4 protein-coding genes are annotated in these 22,922 nt (G+C 75.0%); all 4 read left to right on the forward strand.

Annotated elements, in window-relative coordinates:
- Positions 1-2 precede the first annotated feature (2 nt).
- The 4 genes from A6F73_RS24185 (at position 3) to A6F73_RS24200 (ending at position 22,922) form a co-directional block, all read left to right on the forward strand.
- The gene (locus A6F73_RS24185; protein WP_063349709.1) at positions 3-2,573 is read left to right on the forward strand and encodes an FtsX-like permease family protein; all 2,571 of its coding nucleotides are present in this window, start codon (positions 3-5) and stop codon (positions 2,571-2,573) included.
- Positions 2,574-2,925: 352 nt separating this feature from the next.
- Positions 2,926-4,086 carry a serine hydrolase domain-containing protein gene (locus A6F73_RS24190; protein WP_063349710.1) on the forward strand — a complete coding sequence of 387 codons (1,161 nt, stop codon included), beginning with the start codon at positions 2,926-2,928 and terminating at the stop codon, positions 4,084-4,086.
- An 18-nt stretch (positions 4,087-4,104) separates the two neighbouring features.
- The gene (locus A6F73_RS24195; protein WP_063349711.1) at positions 4,105-10,449 is read left to right on the forward strand and encodes a non-ribosomal peptide synthetase; all 6,345 of its coding nucleotides are present in this window, start codon (positions 4,105-4,107) and stop codon (positions 10,447-10,449) included.
- Complete coding sequence (locus tag A6F73_RS24200) at positions 10,446-22,922, forward strand: non-ribosomal peptide synthetase (protein WP_063349712.1); 12,477 nt, start codon at positions 10,446-10,448, stop codon at positions 22,920-22,922. The genes A6F73_RS24195 and A6F73_RS24200 overlap by 4 nt, the downstream gene beginning before the upstream one ends.

The following is a 22,922-nucleotide window of genomic DNA, read 5'->3' on the forward strand; positions in this document are numbered from 1 at the left end:
ACGTGTTCAGGCTCGTCGTACAGACCGTCAAGGAGCGTAAGGCCGGGTTCGTCGGGGCGTTCGTCGCCCTGTTCGGCGCGTCCGTGCTCGTCACGGCCTTCGGAATCATCCTCCAGTCCGGCATCGGCAACGGGGTGCCGGTCCAGCGCTACTCCGGCGCTGCGGTCGTGGTCGGCGGTCAGAAGCACTTCACGGTCCACGAGGCCAAGAAGAGCAAGTCCAAGGACCTCAAGGACGCCGTCGGCGTCCCGATCGACCTGGTCGACAAGGTCGCCAGGACCGAGGGCGTCGACAAGGCCGTCCCGGTGCTCACCTTCCCCGCGCAGGTCGTCTCCAACGACGGCGAGGAGCTGGTCAAGGGCGCCGACGACCGGACGTCCAACGGCACCAACTGGGGCGCGGCCGCGCTCGGCCCGTACGACCGCAACGGCGACGAGCCGAAGCGCGCCGGCGAGGTGGTGCTGGAGAAGTCCGTCGCCGACCACCGCAAGGTGAAGGTGGGCGACAGCGTCAAGATCGCCTCCACCCGGGACGCCAGCTCGTACAAGATCGTCGGCATCGTCACCTACAAGGGCGGCGGCGGGGCGCTGCGCACCCCGCCGGTGTTCTTCTCCGACGACGAGGCGCGCACCCTGTTCGGCCGCACCGACCAGGTCAGCGCCATCGGCGTGCTGGCGCCCAAGGACACCAACGCCGGCAAGCTCGGCGACCGGATCGACAAGGCGCTCAAGGGCTCCGCGATCGACGTCTACACCGGTGACGGGCGCAGCAGCGTCGAGAACCCGGACGTCGCCTCGGCCCGGGGCAGCCTGAAGGAGCTGGCGGGCTCGCTCGGCGGCACCGTCGTGCTGATCACCATGATGGTGGTGGGCAGCACCCTGGCGCTCAGCGTGCACCAGCGCCGGCGCGAGCTGGCGCTGCTGCGCGCGGTCGGCGCGACGCCCAAGCAGATCCACAAGATGATCTCGGGCGAGGCCCTGGTGATCTCGCTGGTGGCCTCGATCCTGGGCTGCTTCCCCGGCATGCTGGCCGCCGGGGTGCTGCGCGGGGCGCTCGGGGCGATCGGCATCCTGCCGGACGACTTCGAGTTCTCCTACGGCCCGATCCCGGCGATCGCCGCGGTCGGCATCGGCGTGATCGCCGCGCAGGTGGCGGCGTTCGCGGTGGCCCGCCGGGTGGTGTCGATCCGGCCGGTGGAGGCGCTCAGCGAGGCCCAGACCGAGCAGCCGGGCATCGGCGGCGCCCGGGTGGCCATCGGGATCCTGCTGTTCGTCCTCGGCTTCTGCGCGTCGCTGCTGCCGCTGTTCTTCGGCAGCATCTTCGCCGTGGCCGCGGCCGGCAGCGGCGGTCTGATCATGGTGATCGCGATCCTCATGCTGGCCCCGCCGGTGGTGGCGAAGGCGACCAGGCTGATGGCCGCGCCGTTCCAGCGGCGGTTCGGGACCCTCGGATTCCTGGCCGTGGCCAACACCCGGGCCAACGCCCGGCGGCTGGCGGCCGGCATCGGCCCGCTGATCCTGGCGATCGGCTTCGCCTCGGTGCAGCTGTTCATCCCGACCACCACGTCTGGTGCGGCCGAGGCGCAGGCCCAGGCGGGCGTCGTCGCCGACTACACGGTGACCAGCGATTCCGGCGGCCTGCCGGTCACCGCGCCGAAGTTCATCGCCGGCCTGGACGGGGTGGACGCCGCGGCCGGGACGGTGCGGGTCGACCTGTTCGCCTCGACGAAGATGCTCGGCTCGCCGGAGATCTTCGACTACAAGGCGCAGGGGCTGACCCCGGGCAACCTGAGCCGGGTCGTCGACCTGGACGTCTCCGAGGGCTCCCTGGACAACCTGTCCACGGACACGGTGGCGATCAGCAGCGGGGCTTCGGCCACGCTCGGCGCGGGCGTCGGCGGCCAGATCAAGGTGCACATGCCCGACGGGCAGACGCTGGAGCCGAAGGTGATCGCCGTGTACAAGCGCGGCCTGGGCTTCGGCGACATCACCCTGTCCTACGACACCGTGCTCCAGCACAGTTCGCGCCGGATGTACGACTCGGTGCTGGTGCGGGCCAAGGACGGCGCCGACAAGAAGAAGGTGATCGGGGAGCTCACCGGGCTCAACGACCGCTACCCCGGGGTGCACGTCCAGGACAAGGGCGGCCTGTCCGCCGCCCAGGAGAAGGCCGGCACGGCCAACCTGTTCGGCAGCGCGCTGCCGCTGGTCCTGGTCTTCGGGTACATCGCGGTGGCCGTCGCCAACACCCTGGTGATGACCACGCTGTCCAGAGCACGGGAGTTCGCGCTGCTGCGGCTGGTGGGCGCGACCCCCGAACAGGTCATGCGGATGATGCGCACCGAGACGCTGATGCTGATCCTGATCGCGGTGGTGGTCGGCAGCCTGGTGCCCATCGTGCCGTTGATGACGGTGAGCATGGGCCTGACCGGGTCCCTGGTTCCGCACATTCCGCCGCTGCTCTACCTGGCGATCGTGGCGGCGACCTCGGCCCTGGCCGCGGCGGCCGTTCTGGTGCCGACCAAGCTCGCCCTGCGCGCCCGCCCGGTGGAGGCCATCGGACTGCGCGAGTAGCTCCGCCCCCACCATTGCCACACCGACCCGCCGATGGGGTCCGCGACCGCGGACCCCATCGGCGTTTTCGGGTTTCCGGGCAGGTCGAACGGCGTTTCGCAGTGCGGCAACCAGGGTCATTCGGCTGCCGCTTAACGACCCTGACCGGCCCCGCCGCCCGGTGTTAGCCTGCATTCACCAGAGCGAATTCCCCTTTTGCGTAATCCCCGTACCGACGAGCCGTGGACGGAACACGGCCGAACGGGGCTGTTGTGCTGCGCCTTTTTCGGATTCCGGTGAATGCGGTGGGTGGGTTTTAGTGAATTCACAGTCATGGCGTGAAAAGGCCGGACGGCTCGCGCGCGAACACGGTGTGCGCTCCCTCCGGTGCGCGTTCTACGACGCCGGCGAACTCCACGTCGCCGAGGCGGGTGCGGAGCCCGGGCCGGCGCCCGCCGCGCCGTTCGCCTCGCTCACCAAGCTCTTCACCGCGACGCTGGCCATGCAGCTGGCCTTCGACGGCGACCTCGACCTGGACCTGCCGGTCGGCGAGTACCTGAACGAACCACCCTTCGCCGAGCTGAGACTGACGACCCGCCACCTGCTCAGCCACTCCTCCGGAATGGTCTGCGACGGCCCCGGCGACGGCGGGCTGCGGGCCGCCGTCGCGGCCGGCCCGCTGTTCGCCCCCGGCACCGCGTTCTCGTACTCCAACGCCGGGTTCGCGCTGGCCGGAAAGGTCATCGAGGCCGCCGCCGGGGTGAGTTGGCGCAACGCCGTGACGGACTTCCTGCTCCGGCCGCTGGACATCGAGCCGGCCTTCCTGGCGGCCGACGAGATCCCCCGCGACCTCGCCCCCGCCGCCGCGATCGCCGGCACCGTCACCGACCTGGTCGCGTTCGCCCGGCTCCACCTGGACGACCGTGACGCCTCGCACGCCGCCCTGCTCGACCAGGAGGCCGTCCGGGAGCTGGCCGAACCGCCCTTCGACACCCTGCCGTTCGGCCTGGCCGACGGCTGGGGCCACGGCTGGGCCCGGTACGGCAACGGCGCCGACCGCTGGCTCGGCCTCGACGGCGTGGGCGCGGGCGCCACCTGCCACCTGCGGATCCAGCCGGAACGCGGCACCGTGATCGCCCTCCAGGCCGACTCCGCGGCCGGCCTCGGCGCCTGGCAGGACCTGCTGGCCCAGTTCCGGGCCGAGGGCGTGGACGTCGCCGGCTACGCGCCGGGCCCCGCCGCCGGCGCCGCGCAGGACCTGTCGGACCGCGTCGGGCAGTGGGCCAACGGCGAGACCGTGTACCGGATCCGCCCCGGCGCCGACACGGCGGACGGCGCACACCCCGGCGCCACCGTCCTGGTCGACGACGACGGGATGGAGTACGACCTGACCGGCCGAGGCGAGCGCTTCTTCGCCGCCCGGCACCCGCGGCTGCCCGAGGTGGAACACCTCGGCCGCTTCCTGCTCGACCCGGAGACCGGGCGCGCGGACCACATGCAGTTCGGCGGCCGCGTCCTGCGACGCGTCGCCTGAACAGGCTGGAGAGCGAACGTGACGATCACCAACGACAGTGTCCTGTCGCCGGCGCAGCAGCGCCTGTGGTTCCTGAACCGCTTCCAGGAGGGCGCCGCCGGCCACACCCACACGGTGGCGCTGCGGCTGGCCGGCGGCCTGGGTCCGGAGCAGCTGCGTGCCGCGCTGGACGCCCTGGTCCGGCGGCACCCGCTGCTGGGCACCGTGCACCGCGAGGCCGAGGGTCGCTGCCGCCCCGAACCCGCCCCCGACGGCGGGGCGTTCGCCGGGCTGCGGCCCGAGCCGGTCGCCCCCGACGAGCTCGACGAGGCGCTGACCCGGGCGGCCGGCCAGGGCCTGGACCTCACCCGGGAGCCCCCGCTGCGGGCCCGGCTGCTGGCCACCGGTCCGGACGCCCACGTGCTGGTCCTGACGGTGCACGAGATCGCGGCCGACGAGCGCTCGCTCGCCGTGATCGTCGACGACCTGGCCCGGGCGTACGCGGCGGCCACCGCCCCGGCCGCCCCCGGCGCGTCCGAGCCCGCCCCGCAGTACGCCGCGGCGGCCGCCGCCGACCGGGAGCTGAACGGCGCCCCCGAGCGGCCCACCGAGCACGCCGCGGCCGAACTCGCCCACTGGCGCGCGGCCTTGGACGGCGCGCCGGCGCAGCTCGACCTGCCCGTCGACCGGCCGCGCCCGGCCGTCACCCGCTACGCCGCCGACGAGTACCGCAGCGAGCTGGACGTCCCGCTGGCGGCGGCCCTCGCCGACCTGGCCGCCGACTGCGGCGCCGGCGTCGAGGCGGTGCTGCACGCCGCCGTCGTGGCGCTGCTGGGCCGCTTCGGCGCCGGCGCCGACGTCCCGCTGGTCGGCAGCCTGCCCGGCCGCGACGACGCCCGGCGCGCCGCCGTGGTCGGTCCGCTGGCCAACCCGGTGGTGCTGCGGGTCGTCCGCCGCCCCGGCGCCTCCTTCCGCGAGCTGGTCGGCGACTGCGCGGCGGTCGCCGACACGGCCCGGCGCCACGGTGGCGTCCCGTTCGAGACCGTGGTCGGCGAGCTGCGGCCCGAGCGCGCGCTCAACCGCCACCCGCTGGCCCAGGTGGCCTTCGACCTCGCCGAGGACCTGCCCGCCCGCCTCCGCTTCGGCGCGCTCGACGCCCAGGTGGCCCAACTTCCCCGCCAGCACTCCCCGTTCGACCTCCAGCTGCGCTTTCGCAGCGCGCCCGACGGCTCCGGGCTGCGGCTGGCCGCGACCTTCAGCACCGAGCTGTTCGACCCGGCGACCGTGCGGCGGCTCACCGACGCGCTGCCGCGCCTGCTGGCCGCCGCCGTCGCCGCGCCGGACGCCGACCCGGACGGCTACGAGGTGCTGGACCCGGCCGAGCGGCACGCCCTGCTGACCGCGTGGAACGCCACCGACCGGCCGGTGCCCGACGCCGACGTCTCCGCACTGTTCCGGGCCCGGGCCGCCGCCCAGCCCGCGCGGACCGCCCTGATCGCCGGCGACACCGTGCTCAGCTACGCCGAACTCGACGACCGGGCCGAGCGGCTGGCCGGCGAGCTGCGCCGCCACGGCGCCGCCCCGGGCCGGCTCGTCGCCCTGGCGCTGCCGCGCTCCGCCGACCTCGTCGTCGCCCTGCTCGCGGTGGCCCGCACCGGCGCCGCCTACGTGCCGCTCGACCCCGACTACCCGGCCGACCGGATCGGCTACATCCTCGACCACGCCGCCCCCTCGGCGCTGGTCACCGACAGCGCGACGGCCGGACGGCTGCCCGCCACCGCCGCCCACCGGCTGCTGCTGGACGACGAGGAGGTGCGCGCCAGGCTGGCGACGGAGCCCGCCGGGCCGCAGGGCCCCGCCGCGACCGCCGCCGACCCGGCCTACGTCATCTACACCTCCGGCTCCACCGGCCGCCCCAAGGGCGTCGTCATCAGCCGCCACGCGCTGACCAACTTCCTGGTCTCGATGGCCGACCTCTTCCCGCTCGCCGCCGAGGACGTCTGGACCTCCGTCACCACGATCGCCTTCGACATCGCCGCCCTGGAGCTCTACCTGCCGCTGGTCGGCGGCGCCACCGTGGTCCTCGCCGACCGCGCGACCGTCACCGACCCCGCCGGGCTGGGCGCCCTGGTCGGCCGCACCGGCACCACGATCATGCAAGCCACCCCCAGCCTCTGGCAGGCCCTGTGCGACGAAGTCCCGCAGGCGCTGCGCGGCCTGCGGATGCTGGTCGGCGGGGAGGCCCTGCCGGCCGCCCTCGCCGAGCGGATGCGCGCGCTCGGCAGCGAGGTCACCAACCTGTACGGGCCCACCGAGACCACCATCTGGTCCACCGCCGCCCGCCTGGACGACCGCCCCGGCGCGCCGACCATCGGCCGGCCGATCGGCAACACCCGGGTCCGGGTCCTCGACGAGGCGCTGCGCCTGGTGCCGATCGGCGCCGCCGGCGAGCTGTACATCGCCGGGGACGGCGTCGGCACCGGCTACCTGCACCGCGAGGACCTCACCCGGGACCGCTTCCTGCCCGACCCGTACGGCGCCGAGGGCGAGCGCATGTACCGCACCGGCGACATCGTCCGCTGGGCCGCCGACGGCAACCTGGAGTACGTCGGCCGCGCCGACTTCCAGCTGAAGGTCCGCGGCTTCCGGATCGAGCCCGGCGAGATCGACGCCGTCCTGGAGCGGCACCCCGCGGTGGCCCGCGCCGTCACCGTCGCCCGCGAGTACGGGGCCGGCGACACCCGGCTGGTCTCCTACGTGGTGCCGGCCGGCGAGGGCGGCGCCGACCCGGCCGAACTGCGCGCGCACGCCGCCGCCACGCTGCCCGGCTACATGGTCCCGGCCGTGGTGGTGCCGATCCCCGAGATCCCGCTGACCCCCAACGGCAAGACCGACCGGGCCGCGCTCCCGGACCCGGGCACCGTCGCCGCCGGCAGCGGGCACGGGCCGCGCAGCGCCCGCGAGGAGCAGCTCTGCGACCTGTTCTGCGAGGTGCTCGGCGTCGCCTCGATCGGTGTCGAGGACAGCTTCTTCGACCTCGGCGGCCACTCCCTGCTCGCCACCCGGCTGATCGGGCGCATCCGCTCGGTGCTGGACGTCGAGGTGCCGATCCGCACCCTGTTCGAGTCGCCCACCGTCGCCGGGCTGGCCGGCCGGCTGGGCAGCGAGCCCGCCCGCCGGGCCGGACTGGTGCCGGTCGGCCGCGACCGGCCGCTGCCGCTCTCCTACGGCCAGCAGCGGCTCTGGTTCCTGTACGACTACGAGTCCCAGGGCACCGAGTACAACTCGCCGCTCGGCCTGCGGCTGACCGGGCCGCTCGACCGGGACGCCCTCGGGCGCGCCGTCGACGCCCTGGTGGCCCGGCACGAGGCGCTGCGCACCACCTTCGCCACCGAGGGCGGCCAGGGCGTGCAGGTCGTCCACGCCCCCGGCCACCGGCCGGTGCGCTTCACCGACCTCGCGGCCGAGGGGCGCGTCGACGACCTCGACCAGCTGCTGCGCACCGAGCTGAGCCGCTCCTTCGACCTGCGCGGCGGCCCGCTGCTGCGCCCCTGGCTGATCCGGCTGGCCGACGCCGAGCACCTGCTCGTCCTCGACATGCACCACGTCGTCACCGACGGCTGGTCCAAGGAGGTGATGGCCCGCGAGCTCGTCGCCCTGCTCGGCCAGGAGGCCACCGGACGGCCCGCCGCGCTGAGTGAACTGCCTTTGCAGTACGCCGACTTCGCGGTGCACCAGCACGGCGAGCGGGGCGCCCGGGAGGCCGCCGACCTCGCCTACTGGAAGCGCCGGCTGGACGGCGTGGTGCCGCTGGAGCTGCCGACCGACCGGCCCAGGCCCGCCACCCGCGCCACCCGGGGCGCCGGCCACCCCTTCGAGCTGAGCCCCGAGCTGGTGGCCGCCCTCACCCGGCTCTGCCGCCGGGAGGGCGTCACCCTGTTCACCGTCCTCACGGCGGGCGTCCAGCTGCTGCTGTCCCGGTACGCGCGCCAGCGCGACATCGCCGTCGGCACCATCGTCTCCGGCCGCGAGCACAGCGAACTGGAGGACGTGCTCGGCTTCTTCGTCAACACGCTGGTGCTGCGCTCCCGGACCACCCCCGACACGACCGTCGGCGCCTTCCTGGCCGACGTCCGGCAGGGCGTGCTGGAGGCCTTCACCCACCAGCACCTGCCGTACGACCGGCTGATCGACGAGCTCAAGCCGGACCGCGACCCCAGCCGCACCCCGCTGATCCAGGCCGCGCTGATGCTCAAGCGGGCCCAGGACGCGCTGCCCGGCCCCGACGGCCTGCGGGTCGAGGAGAGCGCCCTGCCGCGGATGCACGCGCTGTTCGACATCGGCTTCGAGTTCGAGGAGCGCGACGGGCGGCTCGGCGGCCTGGTCGAGTACAGCACGGCGCTCTTCGACCCGGAGACCGTCGCCCGGACCGCCCGCCACCTCACCGTGCTGCTGGAGGGCATGGCGGCGGCCGACCCGGACCGGCTCGTCGACGAGCTGCCGCTGATGGACGAGCAGGAACGCCGGCTGGTCACCACCGGCTGGAACGCCACCGCGACCGGCGCCCGGTTCCACACGGCGACCATCCACGGCCTGGTCGCCGACCAGGCCCGGCGCACCCCGGACGCCGCGGCCGTCACCACCGAGGACCGCAGCCTGACCTTCGCCGAACTCGACGCGCTGACGGACGCGCTGGCCCACCGGCTGGCCGACCGCGGCGTCGGCCCGGGCAGCGTCGTCGGCGTCCGGACCCGGCGCGCCGCCGAGATGACGATCGCCCAGCTCGCCGTGCTCAAGGCCGGCGCCGCCTACCTGCCGCTCGACCCCGAACTGCCCGACGACCGGACGGTCTACGTGCTCCAGGACGCCGGGGTGCCGGTGCTCCTCACCCAGCGCGACCTGCCCGGGCCCGAGGCGCCGGAAGGCGTCGAGGTGCTGTACGTCGAGGACACCGGGCCCGGCACGCACGACGGGCCGCCCGAGGTCGCCGTCGGCCCGTCCGACCTCGCGTACGTGATCTACACCTCGGGCTCCACCGGCAAGGCCAAGGGCGTGCTGATCGAGCACCGCGGCGTGGTCAACCTGTGCGACTGGTACCGGGACTTCTTCGACGCCGGGCCCGGCGACCGGGCCACCCAGATGGTGCCGCCCGGCTTCGATCCGACGGTGCTGGAGCAGTGGGGCGCCCTCGCCTGCGGCGTGGAGATCCGGTTCGCCTCCGACCGTGTCCTGGAGGACCCGCACCTGCTCGCCGGCTGGATCGTCGAGCAGGGGATCACCCTCATCCTCATCCCGGCCCCGCGCCTGGAGGGCCTGCTCGACCAGCCCGCGCTCCACCAGGGCCGGGTGCGCCACATCCTCACCGGCGCCGACGTGGTGCGCCGCCGGCTGCCGCGCGGCTCCGCGATGGCGCTGTCCAACCTGTACGGCCCGACCGAGACCACCGTGCTCACCACCGGCACGGTGCTGGAGGCGGAGGAGGACGCCCCGGTCGGGCGGCTGCCCTCGATCGGCCGGCCCATCGCCAACACCACCGGCTACGTGCTCGACGAGCACCGCGAGCCCGTCCCGGTGGGCGTGCCCGGCGAACTGTACGTCGGCGGCGCCGGGGTGGCCCGCGGCTACCTGGGCCGCCCGGAGCTCACCGAGGAGCGGTTCGTCCCGGACCACCTCGCCGCGACCGCCGGCGCGAGGCTCTACCGCACCGGCGACCTGGTCCGCTGGCTGCCCGACGGCACGCTCGAATTCCTCGGGCGGATCGACAACCAGGTCAAGGTGCGCGGCTACCGGATCGAGCTGGGCGAGATCGAGACCGCGCTGCTCGACGACGAGAGCGTCGAGCAGACCGCGGTGGTCGCCCGGACCAAGCCGTCCGGGCAGACCGTGCTGACCGGCTACGTGGTGCCCGCGGACGGCGCCGCCGACCCGGAGAAGATCCGGGACCGGCTCGCCGAGCGGCTGCCCGGCTACATGGTCCCGCCGGTCGTCATCGTCCTGGACGCGTTCCCGATGACCACGAGCGGCAAGATCGACCGGCGGGCCCTGCCGGAGCCGGAGGAGCAGCGGCCGGCCGCCGAGCCCACCGCGCCCCGGGACGAGACCGAGGCGGCGCTGGCCGGGATCTGGGCCGAGGTGCTGGGTGTGCCCGTCGTGGGGGCCGAGGACAACGTCTTCGACCACGGCGCCAACTCGGTGCTCACCCTCCAGGTCACCGCCCGGATCCGGGAGGTGTTCGGCGTCGGGGTCTCGGCCCGGCACGTGTTCGCCGCCCGCACCGTGGCGGCCCTCGCGGACCAGGTCCGCAAGCAAGTACTCGAAGACGTGCGCCGGACACCGGCGGACCGGACGACGACGCGCGGTGGCGCGCGGGGGAGCAACCGATGACAGACCAGCGACACAGCGAGGGCCAGGACGCCGACGAGATCCTGCGGCAGCGACTGGCAGCCGCCGGCGCCGGCGGCGGCGACCGCGACGCGATCCGGCCCGGCGGCGACGGCCCGGCCCCGCTCTCCTTCGGCCAGGAACGGCTCTGGTTCCTCCAGGAGTTCGAGACCGACGCGGTCGAGTACACCACCTCCTTCGGCCTCCGGCTGCGCGGCCGCCTCGACCTGGCCGCGCTGCGCACCGCGCTGACCGGCCTGGTCGAGCGGCACGAGCCGCTGCGCACCGTCTTCACCACCGAGGACGGCGTGGCCCGCCAGGAGGTCCGGCCCGCCTACGCACCGGACACCGAGCCGGTGGACCTGGGCGCGCTGGGCGCCGACGAGCGGGAGGCCGAGTTCGCCGCGCTGCTGCGCCGCGAACTCGCCACCCCCTTCGACCTCGCCAGCGGCCCGCTGCTGCGCTCCACGGTCGTGCGGCACGGCCCGGACGACCACGCGCTCTTCCTCAACCTGCACCACATCGCCGCCGACGGCTGGTCCAAGGGCCTGCTGACCGGCGAGCTCGGCGAGCTCTACCGGGCCGCCGTCGAGGGCCGCCCGCACACCCTCGCCCCGCTGCCGGTCAGCTACCGCGACTACTCCCGCTGGCAGCGCGAGCGCTGCACCGAAGACCGCCTGGCCGGGCAACTGGACTACTGGCGCGACGAGTTGGCGGACATCCAGCCGCTGGAGCTGCCCACCGACCGGCCCCGCCCGGCGGTGCGCACCACCGTCGGCGCCCTGCACACCTTCCAGGTCGACGCCGAGGTCGCCGCCGGCCTCGAAACGCTCGGCGCCGAACGCGGCACCACGCTCTTCGCCGTGCTCGCCGCCGCCACCCAGGTGCTGCTGGCCCGGCACACCGGCCAGCGCACCGTGGGCCTGGGCACCGTGTCGGTCGGCCGCGACCGCACCGAACTGGAGCCGCTGGTCGGCTTCTTCGTCAACACCCTGGTCCTGCACGGCCGGATCGACCTGGACGAGGCCTTCGGCGACCTGCTGGAGCGCACCACCGACCAGCTCTGGGACGCCCTCAGCAACCAGGACGTCCCCTTCCACCGGCTGGTGGACGAGATCCAGCCCGAGCGCGACCCGAGCCGCACCCCGCTGGTGCAGGCCGCCCTCGTGCTCCAGAACGACCCCGGCGCCCTGCCCGACTTCGGCGGCCCGGCCGTCGAGGAGTTCCGCGCGCCCTCGGTGTCCTCCATCTTCGACCTGACGCTGGAGTTCACCCCGGCCGCCGACGGCACGCTGGGCGGGACGGTCGAGTACAACACCGACCTGTTCGACGCCTCGACCGTCGACGCGCTCTGCACCCGGCTGCTGCTCCTGCTGGCGGGCGTCGCCGCCGACGCCGACCGCCCGGTCGGCGACCTGCCGCTGCTCACCGCCGCCGAACTCGACACCGTCACCCGCGACTGGGCCGAGAACCGGGTGCCCTACCCGGCCGACCGGACCGTCCACTCGCTGGTCGCCGAGCAGGCCGCGGCCACCCCCGACGCCATCGCCGTCACCGCCGCCGAAGGCGAGCTGACCTACCGTCAACTCGACGAGCAGGCCGACCGGTTGGCCCGGCTGCTGCTCGACCACGGCGCCCGCCCCGGCCAGCACGTCGCGGTCTGCCTGCCCCGCGGCACCGGCCTGGTCGTCGCCCTGCTGGCCGTGCTCAAGGCCGGCTGCACCTACGTGCCGCTGGACCCGGACTACCCGGCCGACCGGCTGGAGTTCATGCTCGCGGACACCGGGGCCGCGCTCTGCGTCACCGACCGGGAGCTGCTCGAACGGCTGCCCGACCTGGCCGTCCCGGCCCTGCTGCCCGCCGAGCGCACCGCCGAGCTGGCCGCCCTCCCGGCCGGGCCGCCGGCCACCGACGCGGGGCCCGAGAGCGCCGCCTACGTCATCTACACCTCCGGCTCCACCGGCCGGCCCAAGGGCGTCGTGGTCGAGCACCGCTCCATCGTCCGGCTGGTCCGCGGCGCCGACTACGCCCCGCTGGCGGCCGACGACGTGGTGGCGCAGGTCGCCGACGCCACCTTCGACGCGGCGACCTTCGAGTTCTGGGGCCCGCTGGTGGCCGGGGCGCGGATCGCCGTCATCACCAAGGACGTCCTGCTCGACCCGCCGGCCTTCGCCGCCGCACTGCGCTCGACCGGCGCCACCGCGATGTTCCTCACCGCCGGCGTCTTCAACCAGGTCGTCGGCCTGGAGCCCACCGCCTTCGGCGGCATGCGCCACCTGCTGGTCGGCGGCGAGGCGCTCAACCCGCGCCGGATCGCCGAACTGCTGGCCGGCGGCGCCCCGCCGCAGCGGCTGGTCAACGGCTACGGCCCGACCGAGACCACCACCTTCGCCGTCTCCCACCTGATCCGCGAGACCGACGGCGTGCGCGCCATCCCGATCGGCCGCCCGATCTCCAACACGGCGGTGTACGTCCTCGACGAGCGCCGCCGCCCCGTCCCGCCCGGCGTGCCCGGCGAGCTCTGGATCGCCGGCCCCGGCGTCGCCCGCGGCTACCTGGGCCGCCCGGAGCTGACCGAGGAGCGCTTCCAGCCCTCGCCGTTCGCGGCGGAGCCCGGCGAGCGGATGTACCGCACCGGGGACGTGGTGCGCTGGGCCGACGGCCTGGTCGAGTACCTCGGCCGCGCCGACACCCAGGTCAAGGTCCGCGGCTACCGGATCGAGCCCGGCGAGGTCGAAGCCGTCCTGGAGGCCCACCCCGCGGTGGCCGAGGCCCTGGTGGTCGCCCTCGCGGACGGCGACCACAAGCGGCTGGTCGGCTACCTGCGCGCCGAGCCCGGCGCCGTCATCGCGCCGCTGGACCTGCGCGCCTTCGCCGAGCAGCGGCTGCCCTCCTACAGCGTCCCGACCGCCTTCGCCACCCTCGACGCCTTCCCGCTCACCCCCAACGGCAAGGTCGACGTCCGGGCCCTGCCGGCGCCGGACGCCCCCCTGGAGCGGGAGGACTACCGGGCCCCCGAGGACCCGGCCGAGCAGGCTCTCGCCGAGGTCTGGTCGGAGGTGCTCGGCATCGGCAAGGTCGGCGCCGACGACAACTTCTTCGAACTCGGCGGCGACTCCATCCTGAGCATCCAGGTGGTCGCCCGGGCCCGCCGGGCCGGCCTCGTCATCACCTCGAAGGACATCTTCTCCCGGCAGTCGCTCGCCGACCTCGCCCGCGCCGCCCGCCCGGTGGAGCAGGCCCCGGTCGTCCAGGTCGACGCCGACGACCACGAGCCGGCCCCGCTCGGCCCCGTCCAGGAGTGGTTCTTCGCCCACCACACCCGCGGCGCCCACCACTTCAACCAGTCCGTGCTGATCACCCTGGACGGCGCGGTCGACGAACCCGCGCTGGCCCGCGCCCTGGCCGGCCTCGTCCGCCGGCACGAGGCCCTGCGCACCCGCTTCGCCACCGGCCCCGACGGCCGGCGGGTCCAGACCGTCACCGCGCCGGACGCCGACGCCGTGCCGGCCGAGGCCCGGATCGAGCGGATCACCCTCGACCAGGCCGCCCCCGGCGAGCGCGCCGCCGCCATGCGCACCCTCGCCGAGGCCGCGCAGGCCTCGCTCGACCCGGCTGAGGGGCCGCTGGTGCGCACCCTGCTGTTCGACCACGGCGCCGGCGAGCCCGCGCGGCTGCTGCTCACCGTGCACCACCTGGCCGTGGACGGCGTCTCCTGGCGGATCCTCCTGGAGGACCTGGAGAGCGCCTACCGGCAGGCCGTCCGCGGCGAGGACGTCGACCTCGGCCCGGCCGGCACCTCGTACCGCGGCTGGGCGCGCCGCCTCGCCGCCTTCACCCAGGACGGCGGCCTGGACGACGAACTGGCGCACTGGGCCCGCCCGGTGCCGGCCGGCTCCGCCGACCTGCCCACCGACCGGGAGGGCCGCAACAGCGTCGGCGACACCCGCGCCGTCTCGGCCGGCCTCGACGCCGAGCGCACCCGGCAACTGCTCCAGGACGTGCCCGCCGTCTACCGCACCCAGGTCAACGACGTCCTGCTGACCGCCCTCGGCCGCGCGCTCGCCCGCTTCACCGGCCGGGCCCGCACCCTGATCACCCTGGAGGGCCACGGCCGCGAGGAGATCCTCGACGGCACCGACGTCTCCCGGACGGTCGGCTGGTTCACCTCGATCTTCCCGGTGCTGCTGGAGTCCCCGGCCGACCGCCCGCTCGGCCGGCTCATCCGCGACACCAAGGAACTGCTGCGCGCCGTGCCCGGCCGCGGCGCCGGCTACGGCCCGCTGCGCTACCTGCGCGGCGACCAGCCGCAGGCCGCCGCCCTGGCCGCGGCGCCGCAGCCCCAGGTCAGCTTCAACTACCTCGGCCAGTGGAGCGACGCCGCGGCCGGGAGCGAGCTGTTCCGCGCCGTCGAACCCGACTACGGCCTGGACCACCACCCGGACGAGGAGCGGCCGCACCTGCTGGACATCGTCGGCGAGGTCCGGCACGGCGTGCTGACCTTCGACTTCCACTACGCGCCGCAGCGCCACGACCAGGCCACCGTGCAGCGGCTCGCCGACGACTTCGCGGCGGCCCTGACCGAACTCGTCGAGCACTGCCTGACCCCCGGCGCCGGCGGCGCCACCCCCGGCGACTTCCCGCTGCTCACCCTCGACCAGGCGACCGTCGACCGGCTGGTGCCGGCCGGCTCCGCCGTCGAGGACATCCACCCGCTGACCCCGATGCAGAGCGGGATGCTCTTCCACACCCTCAACCAGGACGGCGTCGGCGCCTACTCCGACCACGTCGCCTTCCGGCTGGAGGGCGTCCGCGACGTCGACGCGCTGGCCGCCGCCTGGCAGCAGGTGGTCGACCGCACCCCCGCGCTGCGCACCCGGCTGGTCTGGGACGGCGTCCCCGAGCCCGTCCAGGTGGTCGAGCGCTCCGCCCGGCTGACGGTGCGCCACCTCGACTGGACCGGCCTGCCCGCCGCCGAACTGGACCGCCGGCTCAAGGCGCTGATCGACGAGGAGCGCGCCACCGGGATCGAGCTGTCCCGGGCGCCGCTGATGCGCCTCGCCCTCGCCCGCGAGGACGAGCGGACCGTCCGCGTCGTGTGGACCTTCCACCACGCCGTCCTGGACGGCTGGAGCACCTCGCACCTGTTCGCCGACCTCTTCGCCGCCTACCAGGCGCTCACCGACGGCAGGGGCAAGGCCCCGGCCCTGCCCGAGCGCCGGCCCTTCCGCGACTACGTCGCCTGGCTGGCCCGGCAGGACAAGGCCGCGGCCGCCGCCCACTGGAGCGCCCTGCTGGGCGACCTGGACGCGCCGACCCAGCTGCCCTTCGGCCGCTCGGTGCCCCAGGGCCACGAGTCCCAGTCCGCCGGGCAGGTCCGGGTGGGCCTGTCCGGCGCCGAGACCGACGCGCTGGTCGCGATGGTCCGCCGCCACCGGCTCACCCTCAACACCGCCGTCCAGGGCGCCTGGGCGATCCTGCTGGCCCGCCACTCCGGGCAGCGCGACGTCTGCTTCGGCACCACCGTGGCCGGCCGCCCGACCGAGCTGCCCGGCGCCGACACCATGGTCGGCAACCTGCTCAACACCCTGCCGCTGCGCACCGAGGTCGACCAGGACGCCCCGCTGGTGGAGTGGCTGGCGGCCCTCCAGGCCGAGCAGGCCGAATCCCGGCGCTTCGAGTACTCCTCGATCGCCGAGATCCAGCGCAGCAGCAAGGTCCCGCGCGGCAGCGCGCTGTTCCAGACCCTGGTGGTGTTCGAGAACTACCCGGGCAACGGGGCCGCCGCCGAACGCCACGGACTGCGCCTCAGCGACGTCCGCGCCGTCGACACCACCAGCTTCACGCTGGACCTCACCGCCTACGACGACGACGGCTCGCTGACCCTGCTGCTCTCCTACGACCCGGCGCTCTACGACCGCGCCCAGGCCGAGGTGCTCGCCGACCAGCTCGCCGTCCTGCTCGGCAGCATGCCCACCGCCCCCGGCCAGCGGGTCGGCGACGTCCCGATGCTGTCGCTGCGCGCCCGCGACCGCGTCCTGTACGAGTGGAACGACACCGGCACCCCGGGCGCCGACGCCTGCCTGCACGAGCTGATCGCCGAGCAGGCGCAGCAGACCCCGGACGCCGAGGCGGTGGTCTTCGAGGAGACCGTGCTGACCTACGCGGAACTGGAGGCCCGGGCCAACCGGCTCGCCCAGCACCTCGTCGGCCAGGGCATCGGCCCGGAGACCGTCGTCGCGATCTGCCTGGACCGCGGCCCGGACACCGTCGTCGCCGCCCTCGGCGTCCTCAAGGCCGGCGCCGCCTACCTGCCGCTGGACCCCACCCACCCCGCCGAGCGGCTGCGCCTGGTGCTGGACGACAGCGCCGCCGCGATGCTCGTCACCCAGCGGGACCTCGCCGAGCGGCTCCCGCTGTGCGACGCGACCGTGCTCTGCCTGGACGCCGACCGCGAGGAGATCGACAGCTGGCCCGCCGAGGCGCCCAGCACCGAGGTGACCCCGGACAACCTCGCCTACGTCATCTACACCTCCGGCTCCACCGGCAAGCCCAAGGGCGTCACGGTCGAGCACCGCAGCGTCGCCCGGGCCGCCGCGGCCTGGCGCGAGGCCTACCGGCTCGACCGCGGCCCCGTCCGCCAGCTCAACCTCGCCAGCATGGCCTTCGACGTCTTCGTCTCCGACCTGACGCACGCGCTGACCACCGGCGGCGCCCTGGTGCTCTGCCCGAAGGACGCCACCACCGACCCGGTGCGCCTGCTCGACCTGATGGAGCGCCAGCGCGTCACCCACGTCGAGACGGTGCCCTCGCTGGCCAACGCGCTGGCCGACGAGGCCGCCCGCACCGGCCGGGCCTTCCCGCCGCTGCGCTACCTGGCCGTCGGCTCGGACAACTGGCGCACCGACGACTGCCGACGGCTGCTGAAGAGCGTCGCCCCCGGCACCGTCGTGCTCAACTCCTACGGCGTCACCGAGGCCACCGTCGAGTCCTCGTACTTCACCGTCACCCCGCAGAGCCTGCCGGACGTCGCGTCCGTGCCGATCGGCCGGCCCATCCCGGGCACCCGGATGTACGTCCTGGACGCGGACCTGGAGCCGCTGCCGGTCGGCGTCGTCGGCGAGCTCTTCCTCGGCGGCAGCGGCGTCACCCGGGGCTACCTGGGCCGCCCCGACCTCACCGAGGAGCGCTTCTCCGCCGACCCGTTCACGCCCCACCCCGACGGCCGGCTCTACCGCACCGGCGACCAGGCCCGCTTCCTGCCCACCGGCGACGTCGAGTTCCTCGGCCGCGGCGACGACCAGGTCAAGATCCGCGGGTTCCGGGTGGAACTCGCCGAGATCGAGGCCGTCCTGCGCCGCCACCCCGACGTCCTGGAGGCCGTCGCGGCGCTGCGCTCCGAGCCGGGCGCCGTCCTGACCGGGTACGTCGTGCCCCGGCCCGGCACCGCACCGGAGAGCGCCGAGCTGCGCCGCTACCTGGAGGGCTCGCTGCCCCGCCACATGGTGCCGCAGGCCTTCGTCCGGCTCGACCGGCTGCCGCTGAACGCCAACGGCAAGGTGGACCGGCGGGCGCTGCCGGCCGCGGCCGCCGACGACCGCCCGGCCACCACCAGGACGGCCCCCCGCAACCCCGCCGAGCAGGCGCTCGCCGGGCTCTGGGCGGAGGTCTTCCGGGTGCCCGAGGTCGGCGTCGACGACAACTTCTTCGACCTGGGCGGTGACTCGATCCTGAGCATCCAGGTCGTCTCCCGGGCGCGGCAGTTGGGACTGCGCCTCAGCTCGCAGGACATCTTCAGCCACCAGACCATCGCCGGGATCGCCGCCGCGATCTCGACCCACGAACCCGAGGAGCCGGCCGGCGTGAACACCGAACCCGTCACCGGAAGGGCGCCGCTGACCCCGATCCAGCGCGCCTTCTTCCAACACCACACCGAGGCCCCCCAGCACAGCACCATGTCCGTGCTGGCCGAGCTGCGCGAACTCCCCGACGAGGCGCACCTGCGCACCGCGCTCGACGCGCTCCTCACCCACCACGACGCCCTGCGCACCCGCTTCCGCACCGTCTACGGCCGCTGGCAGCAGGAGATCGCCGCCCCCGGCGACGGCTGGCCGCTGGAGCGGCTGGACCTCACCCTGGAGGCCGACCCGGAGGGCGCGCTGCTGGCCGCCGCGACCGCCGCCCAGTCCGGCTTCGACCTGGCCGAGGGCCCGCTGGTGCGGGCCGTGCTGGCCGACCTCGGCGGCACCGCCGGCGCCCGGCTCTTCCTCACCGCCCACCACCTGGTGGTCGACGCGGTCTCCTGGCAGACCCTGCTCGGCGACCTGGAGACGGCCTACCGGCAGGCCGCCGAGGGCCGGCCGGTCGACCTCGGCTCGCGCGGCACCTCCTTCCTCGACTGGTCCCGCCGGCTCTCCGAGCACACCGCGGTCGGCGGCTTCGACGAGGAGCTGGACCACTGGTTCGCGGCCGGCCGCGCCGGCGGCGAGCCGCTGCCCGCCGACCTCACCGGCACCCCGACCGTCGCCACCGCCGCCGCCGTCCGGGTCGGCCTGGACGCGGAGAGCACCGACGCGCTGCTGCGCGAGGTCCCCGCGGTCTACCGCACCCAGGTCAACGACGTCCTGCTGACCGCGCTCGCCCGGGTGCTCGCCGACTGGACCGGCCGCTCCGCCGTCCTGGTGGACCTGGAGGGCCACGGCCGCGAGGAGATCTTCGACGACGTCGACCTGAGCCGCACCACCGGCTGGTTCACCACCTCCTTCCCGGTCGCCCTGGACACCGCCGACGGCGCCGACTGGGGCGCCCGGCTCCGCTCCGTCAAGGAGCAGCTGCGGGCCGTCCCCCAGCGCGGCATCGGCTACGGCGCGCTGCGCCACCTCAGCCCGGCCGGGGCGCCCGGCGAGCTGCTCGCCGAAGGCCCCCGCGCCCAGGTCGGCTTCAACTACCTCGGCCGGGTCGTCGACGGCCACGACGGCGGCCTGCTGCACGACGTGCGGCTCGGCTACGGCACCGAGCAGGCGCCCGGGGAACTGCTGGAGTACCCGCTCGACATCGTGGCGTACGTGCGCGACGGCAAGCTCGGCTTCGAGCTGTTCCACTCCACCGCGACCCACACCACCGAGACCGTCCAGCGGGTCGGCGACCAGCTGGTCGAGGCCCTGCGCGGGATCGTCGCGCACTGCCGCGAGGCCGGCGCCGCCGCCTCCGGGGCCACCCCCTCGGACTTCCCGCTCGCCCGGGTCGACCAGCCGCTGCTTGACGAACTGACCGCCCTGGGCCGGATCGCCGACCTCTACCCGGCCACGCCGATGCAGCACGGCCTGCTGTTCCACAGCCTCACCGAGGAGGGCGAGGGCGTCTACCTCGGCCAGCTGTCCTTCCTGCTGGAGGGCGGCGTGGACGCGGACGCCTTCGCCGAGGCCTGGCAGCGCCTCGCCGACCGGACCCCGATGCTGCGCACCGGCTTCGCCCGGGTCGACACCGACCAGCCGCTCCAGGTGGTCCGCGAGCACGTCACCGTGCCCGTCGAGCGGCTGGACTGGAGCGCCCTGCCGGCGGCCGAGCGCGAGCAGCGGTTCGCCGCCTACCTCGCCGAGGACCGCACCCGCGGCATCGACCTGGCGGTGGCGCCGCTGATGCGCCTGGCCCTGATCGACGAGCCGGACGGCGCCCTGCGGGTCGTCTGGACCTCGCACCACCTGCTGCTGGACGGCTGGAGCAGCGCCGAACTGGTCTCCGAGGTGGTCGACGACTACCTCCGGCTCACCGGCCACGACCGGCCCGGCCCGGCCGCCCGCCGCCCGTTCCGCGACTACGTCGCCTGGCTCGGCGAGCAGGACCTGGCCGACGCCGAGCGCTACTGGCGCGAGCTGCTCGACGGCTTCACCGCCCCGACCGCCCTGCCGGCCGACCGGGCCGGCGAGGAGGCGGCCCGCCAGGGCAGCGAGGCGACCAGCGTCTTCCAGTTGGAGCCCGAGGTCACCGAGCGGCTCGCCGAGGTCGCCCGGCGCCACCGGCTCACCACCAACACGCTCGCCCAGGGCGCCTGGGCGCTGACGCTCTCGCGCTACGCGGGGGAGCGGGAGGTCTGCTTCGGCTCGGCCGTCTCCGGCCGCCCCGCCGACCTGCCCGACGTCGAGTCGATGATCGGCCTGTTCATCAACAACCTGCCGGTGCGGGTCGAGGTCCGCCCCGAGCAGCCCGTCCTCGACTGGCTGGGCGACCTCCAGCGCGACCAGGTCCAGGCCCGCAGCTACGAGTACGTCTCACTGGCGCAGATCCGCGGCTGGACCGGACTGCCCGCCGGGGTCGACCTGTTCGACAGCTACGTGGTCGTCGAGAACTACCCCTTCGACGGCGAGCTGGGCTCCGACCAGGGCATCCGGATCCGCGACGTGCGCTCCCAGGAGCCCACCAGCTACGCCATGGTGCTCGCGGTCTTCGCCGGCGAGCAGCTCTCCTTCCGGCTCGCCTACGACCCCGGGCTCTTCGACGCCGACACCGCCGACCGCGTCACCGGCGACCTGCGCGCCCTGCTGGAGGAGATCGCGGCCGAGCCCGAGCGCACCCTCGCCGAGCTGCGCGCGCTGGCCCCCGCCCACCGGGAGCGGCTGCTCACCGGCCACAACGAGACCGCCACCGCGCTCACCACCGACGCCCTGGTGCCCGAGCGGTTCGCCCGCCAGGCCGCCGCCACCCCGCAGGCCGTCGCCCTGGTCCACGGCGGCGAGCGGATCACCTTCGCCGAGCTGGACGAGCGGGCCAACCGGCTCGCCCACCACCTCGCCGACCGGGGCGTCGGCCCCGAGGTGCCGGTCGCGGTCTGCCTGCGGCGCGGCCCCGGCCTGATCACCGCGCTGCTCGCGGTGCTCAAGGCGGGCGGCGTCTACACCCCGCTGGACCCGGCCGCCCCGGCCGAGCGCCTGCGGCTGCTGGTCGAGGACGTCAAGCCCCGGGTGGTGATCGCCGACGAGGCCGCGAGCACCACGCTGGCGCTGCCCGCCGACGTCGCCCTGGTCGTCCCGGAGCGCGAGCGGGACGCCATCGCGGCCCGGCCCGCCACCGCCCCCGACCCGGACCTCGCCCCGGAGCACGCCGCCTACGTCATCCACACCTCCGGCTCCACCGGCAAGCCCAAGGGCGTGCTGGTCGAGCACGGCAGCCTGGCGAACCTGCTCGACAGCCACCTGCGGACCGTCTTCGAGCCGCTGCGCGAGGCCTGCGGCGACCGGCAGGTCCGGGTCGCCCACCTGGCGCCCGCGTCCTTCGACGCCTCCTGGAACCCGGTGCTGTGGATGGTCGCCGGCCACGAACTGCACCTGGTCGACGACGAGGTGCGGCGCGACGCGCACGCCCTGGTCGCCTACCGCGCCGAGCAGCGGATCGACTTCCTGCAGACCACCCCGTCCTGGTTCCGCCAGCTCGACGACGCCGGACTACTCGCCCCCGGCAGCCACCCGCTGCGCGGCGCGGCGCTCGGCGGCGAGGCGATCGGCCAGGCCCAGTGGGACCGGCTGCGCGCCCAGTCCGACCTGATCGCCTACAACTTCTACGGGCCCACCGAGGCCACCGTGGACGCGCTGGTCTGCCGGGTCGCCGACAGCCCCCGGCCCGTCCTCGGCCTGCCCGTCCAGAACGTCCGGGCCTACGTCCTGGACCCGGAGCGCAACCTCGCCCCGGTCGGCGCGCCCGGCGAGCTGTACCTGGCCGGCGACGGCCTCGCCCGCGGCTACCTGGGCCGCCCCGACCTGACCGAACAGGCCTTCCTGGCCGCGCCGTTCGACCCCAAGGAGCGGCTGTACCGCACCGGCGACCGGGTCCGCCGGCTGTCCGACGGCCGGCTGGAGTTCCTCGGCCGGCTCGACGACCAGGTCAAGCTGCGCGGCTACCGGATCGAGCCGGGCGAGATCACCGCGGCCCTGGACGCCCACCCGGGCGTCGCCGAGTCCGTCGTCCTGGTCCGCGGCGAGGCCGAGCACGCCCGCCTGGTCGCCTACCTGCGGCCGGCCGCGGGCGGCGTCCCCGGCGCCGCCGAGCTCGCCGGCTACCTCGCCGAGCGGCTCCCGGCCCACCTGGTGCCGGCCGCCTTCGCCGAGGTGGAGTCCTTCCCGCTCACCCGGCACGGCAAGATCGACCGGGCCGCGCTGCCCGACCCCGCCGAGACGGCCGTCGAGGCCGCCGAGGAGTGGGTGGAGCCGCGCGACGAGACCGAGAAGCTGATCGCCGGGATCTGGTCCGAAACCCTGCACGTGGAGCGGGTCGGCGCGCACGACAGCTTCTTCGCCCTCGGCGGGCAGTCCCTGACCAGCGTGCAGGCGATCACCAGGATCAAGCAGACCTTCGGCATCCGGATCGCCTTCCGCAGCCTCCTGGAGAACCCCACCGTGGCGGGGGTGGCGCGACTCGTCGAGGACGCGCTGTTGGAGGAACTGGAGCGAGAGGCCGCGCGCCAGTCGGCGCCGGCGGCGGAGTAG

The organism is Streptomyces sp. MJM8645, assembly GCF_001625365.1.
GTDB lineage: Bacteria > Actinomycetota > Actinomycetes > Streptomycetales > Streptomycetaceae > Kitasatospora.

Coding starts and splice junctions, on each gene's coding strand:
- A6F73_RS24200 (WP_063349712.1), top strand. CDS start 10,446: ATGACAGACCAGCGACACAGCGAGGGCCAGGACGCCGACGAGATCCTG.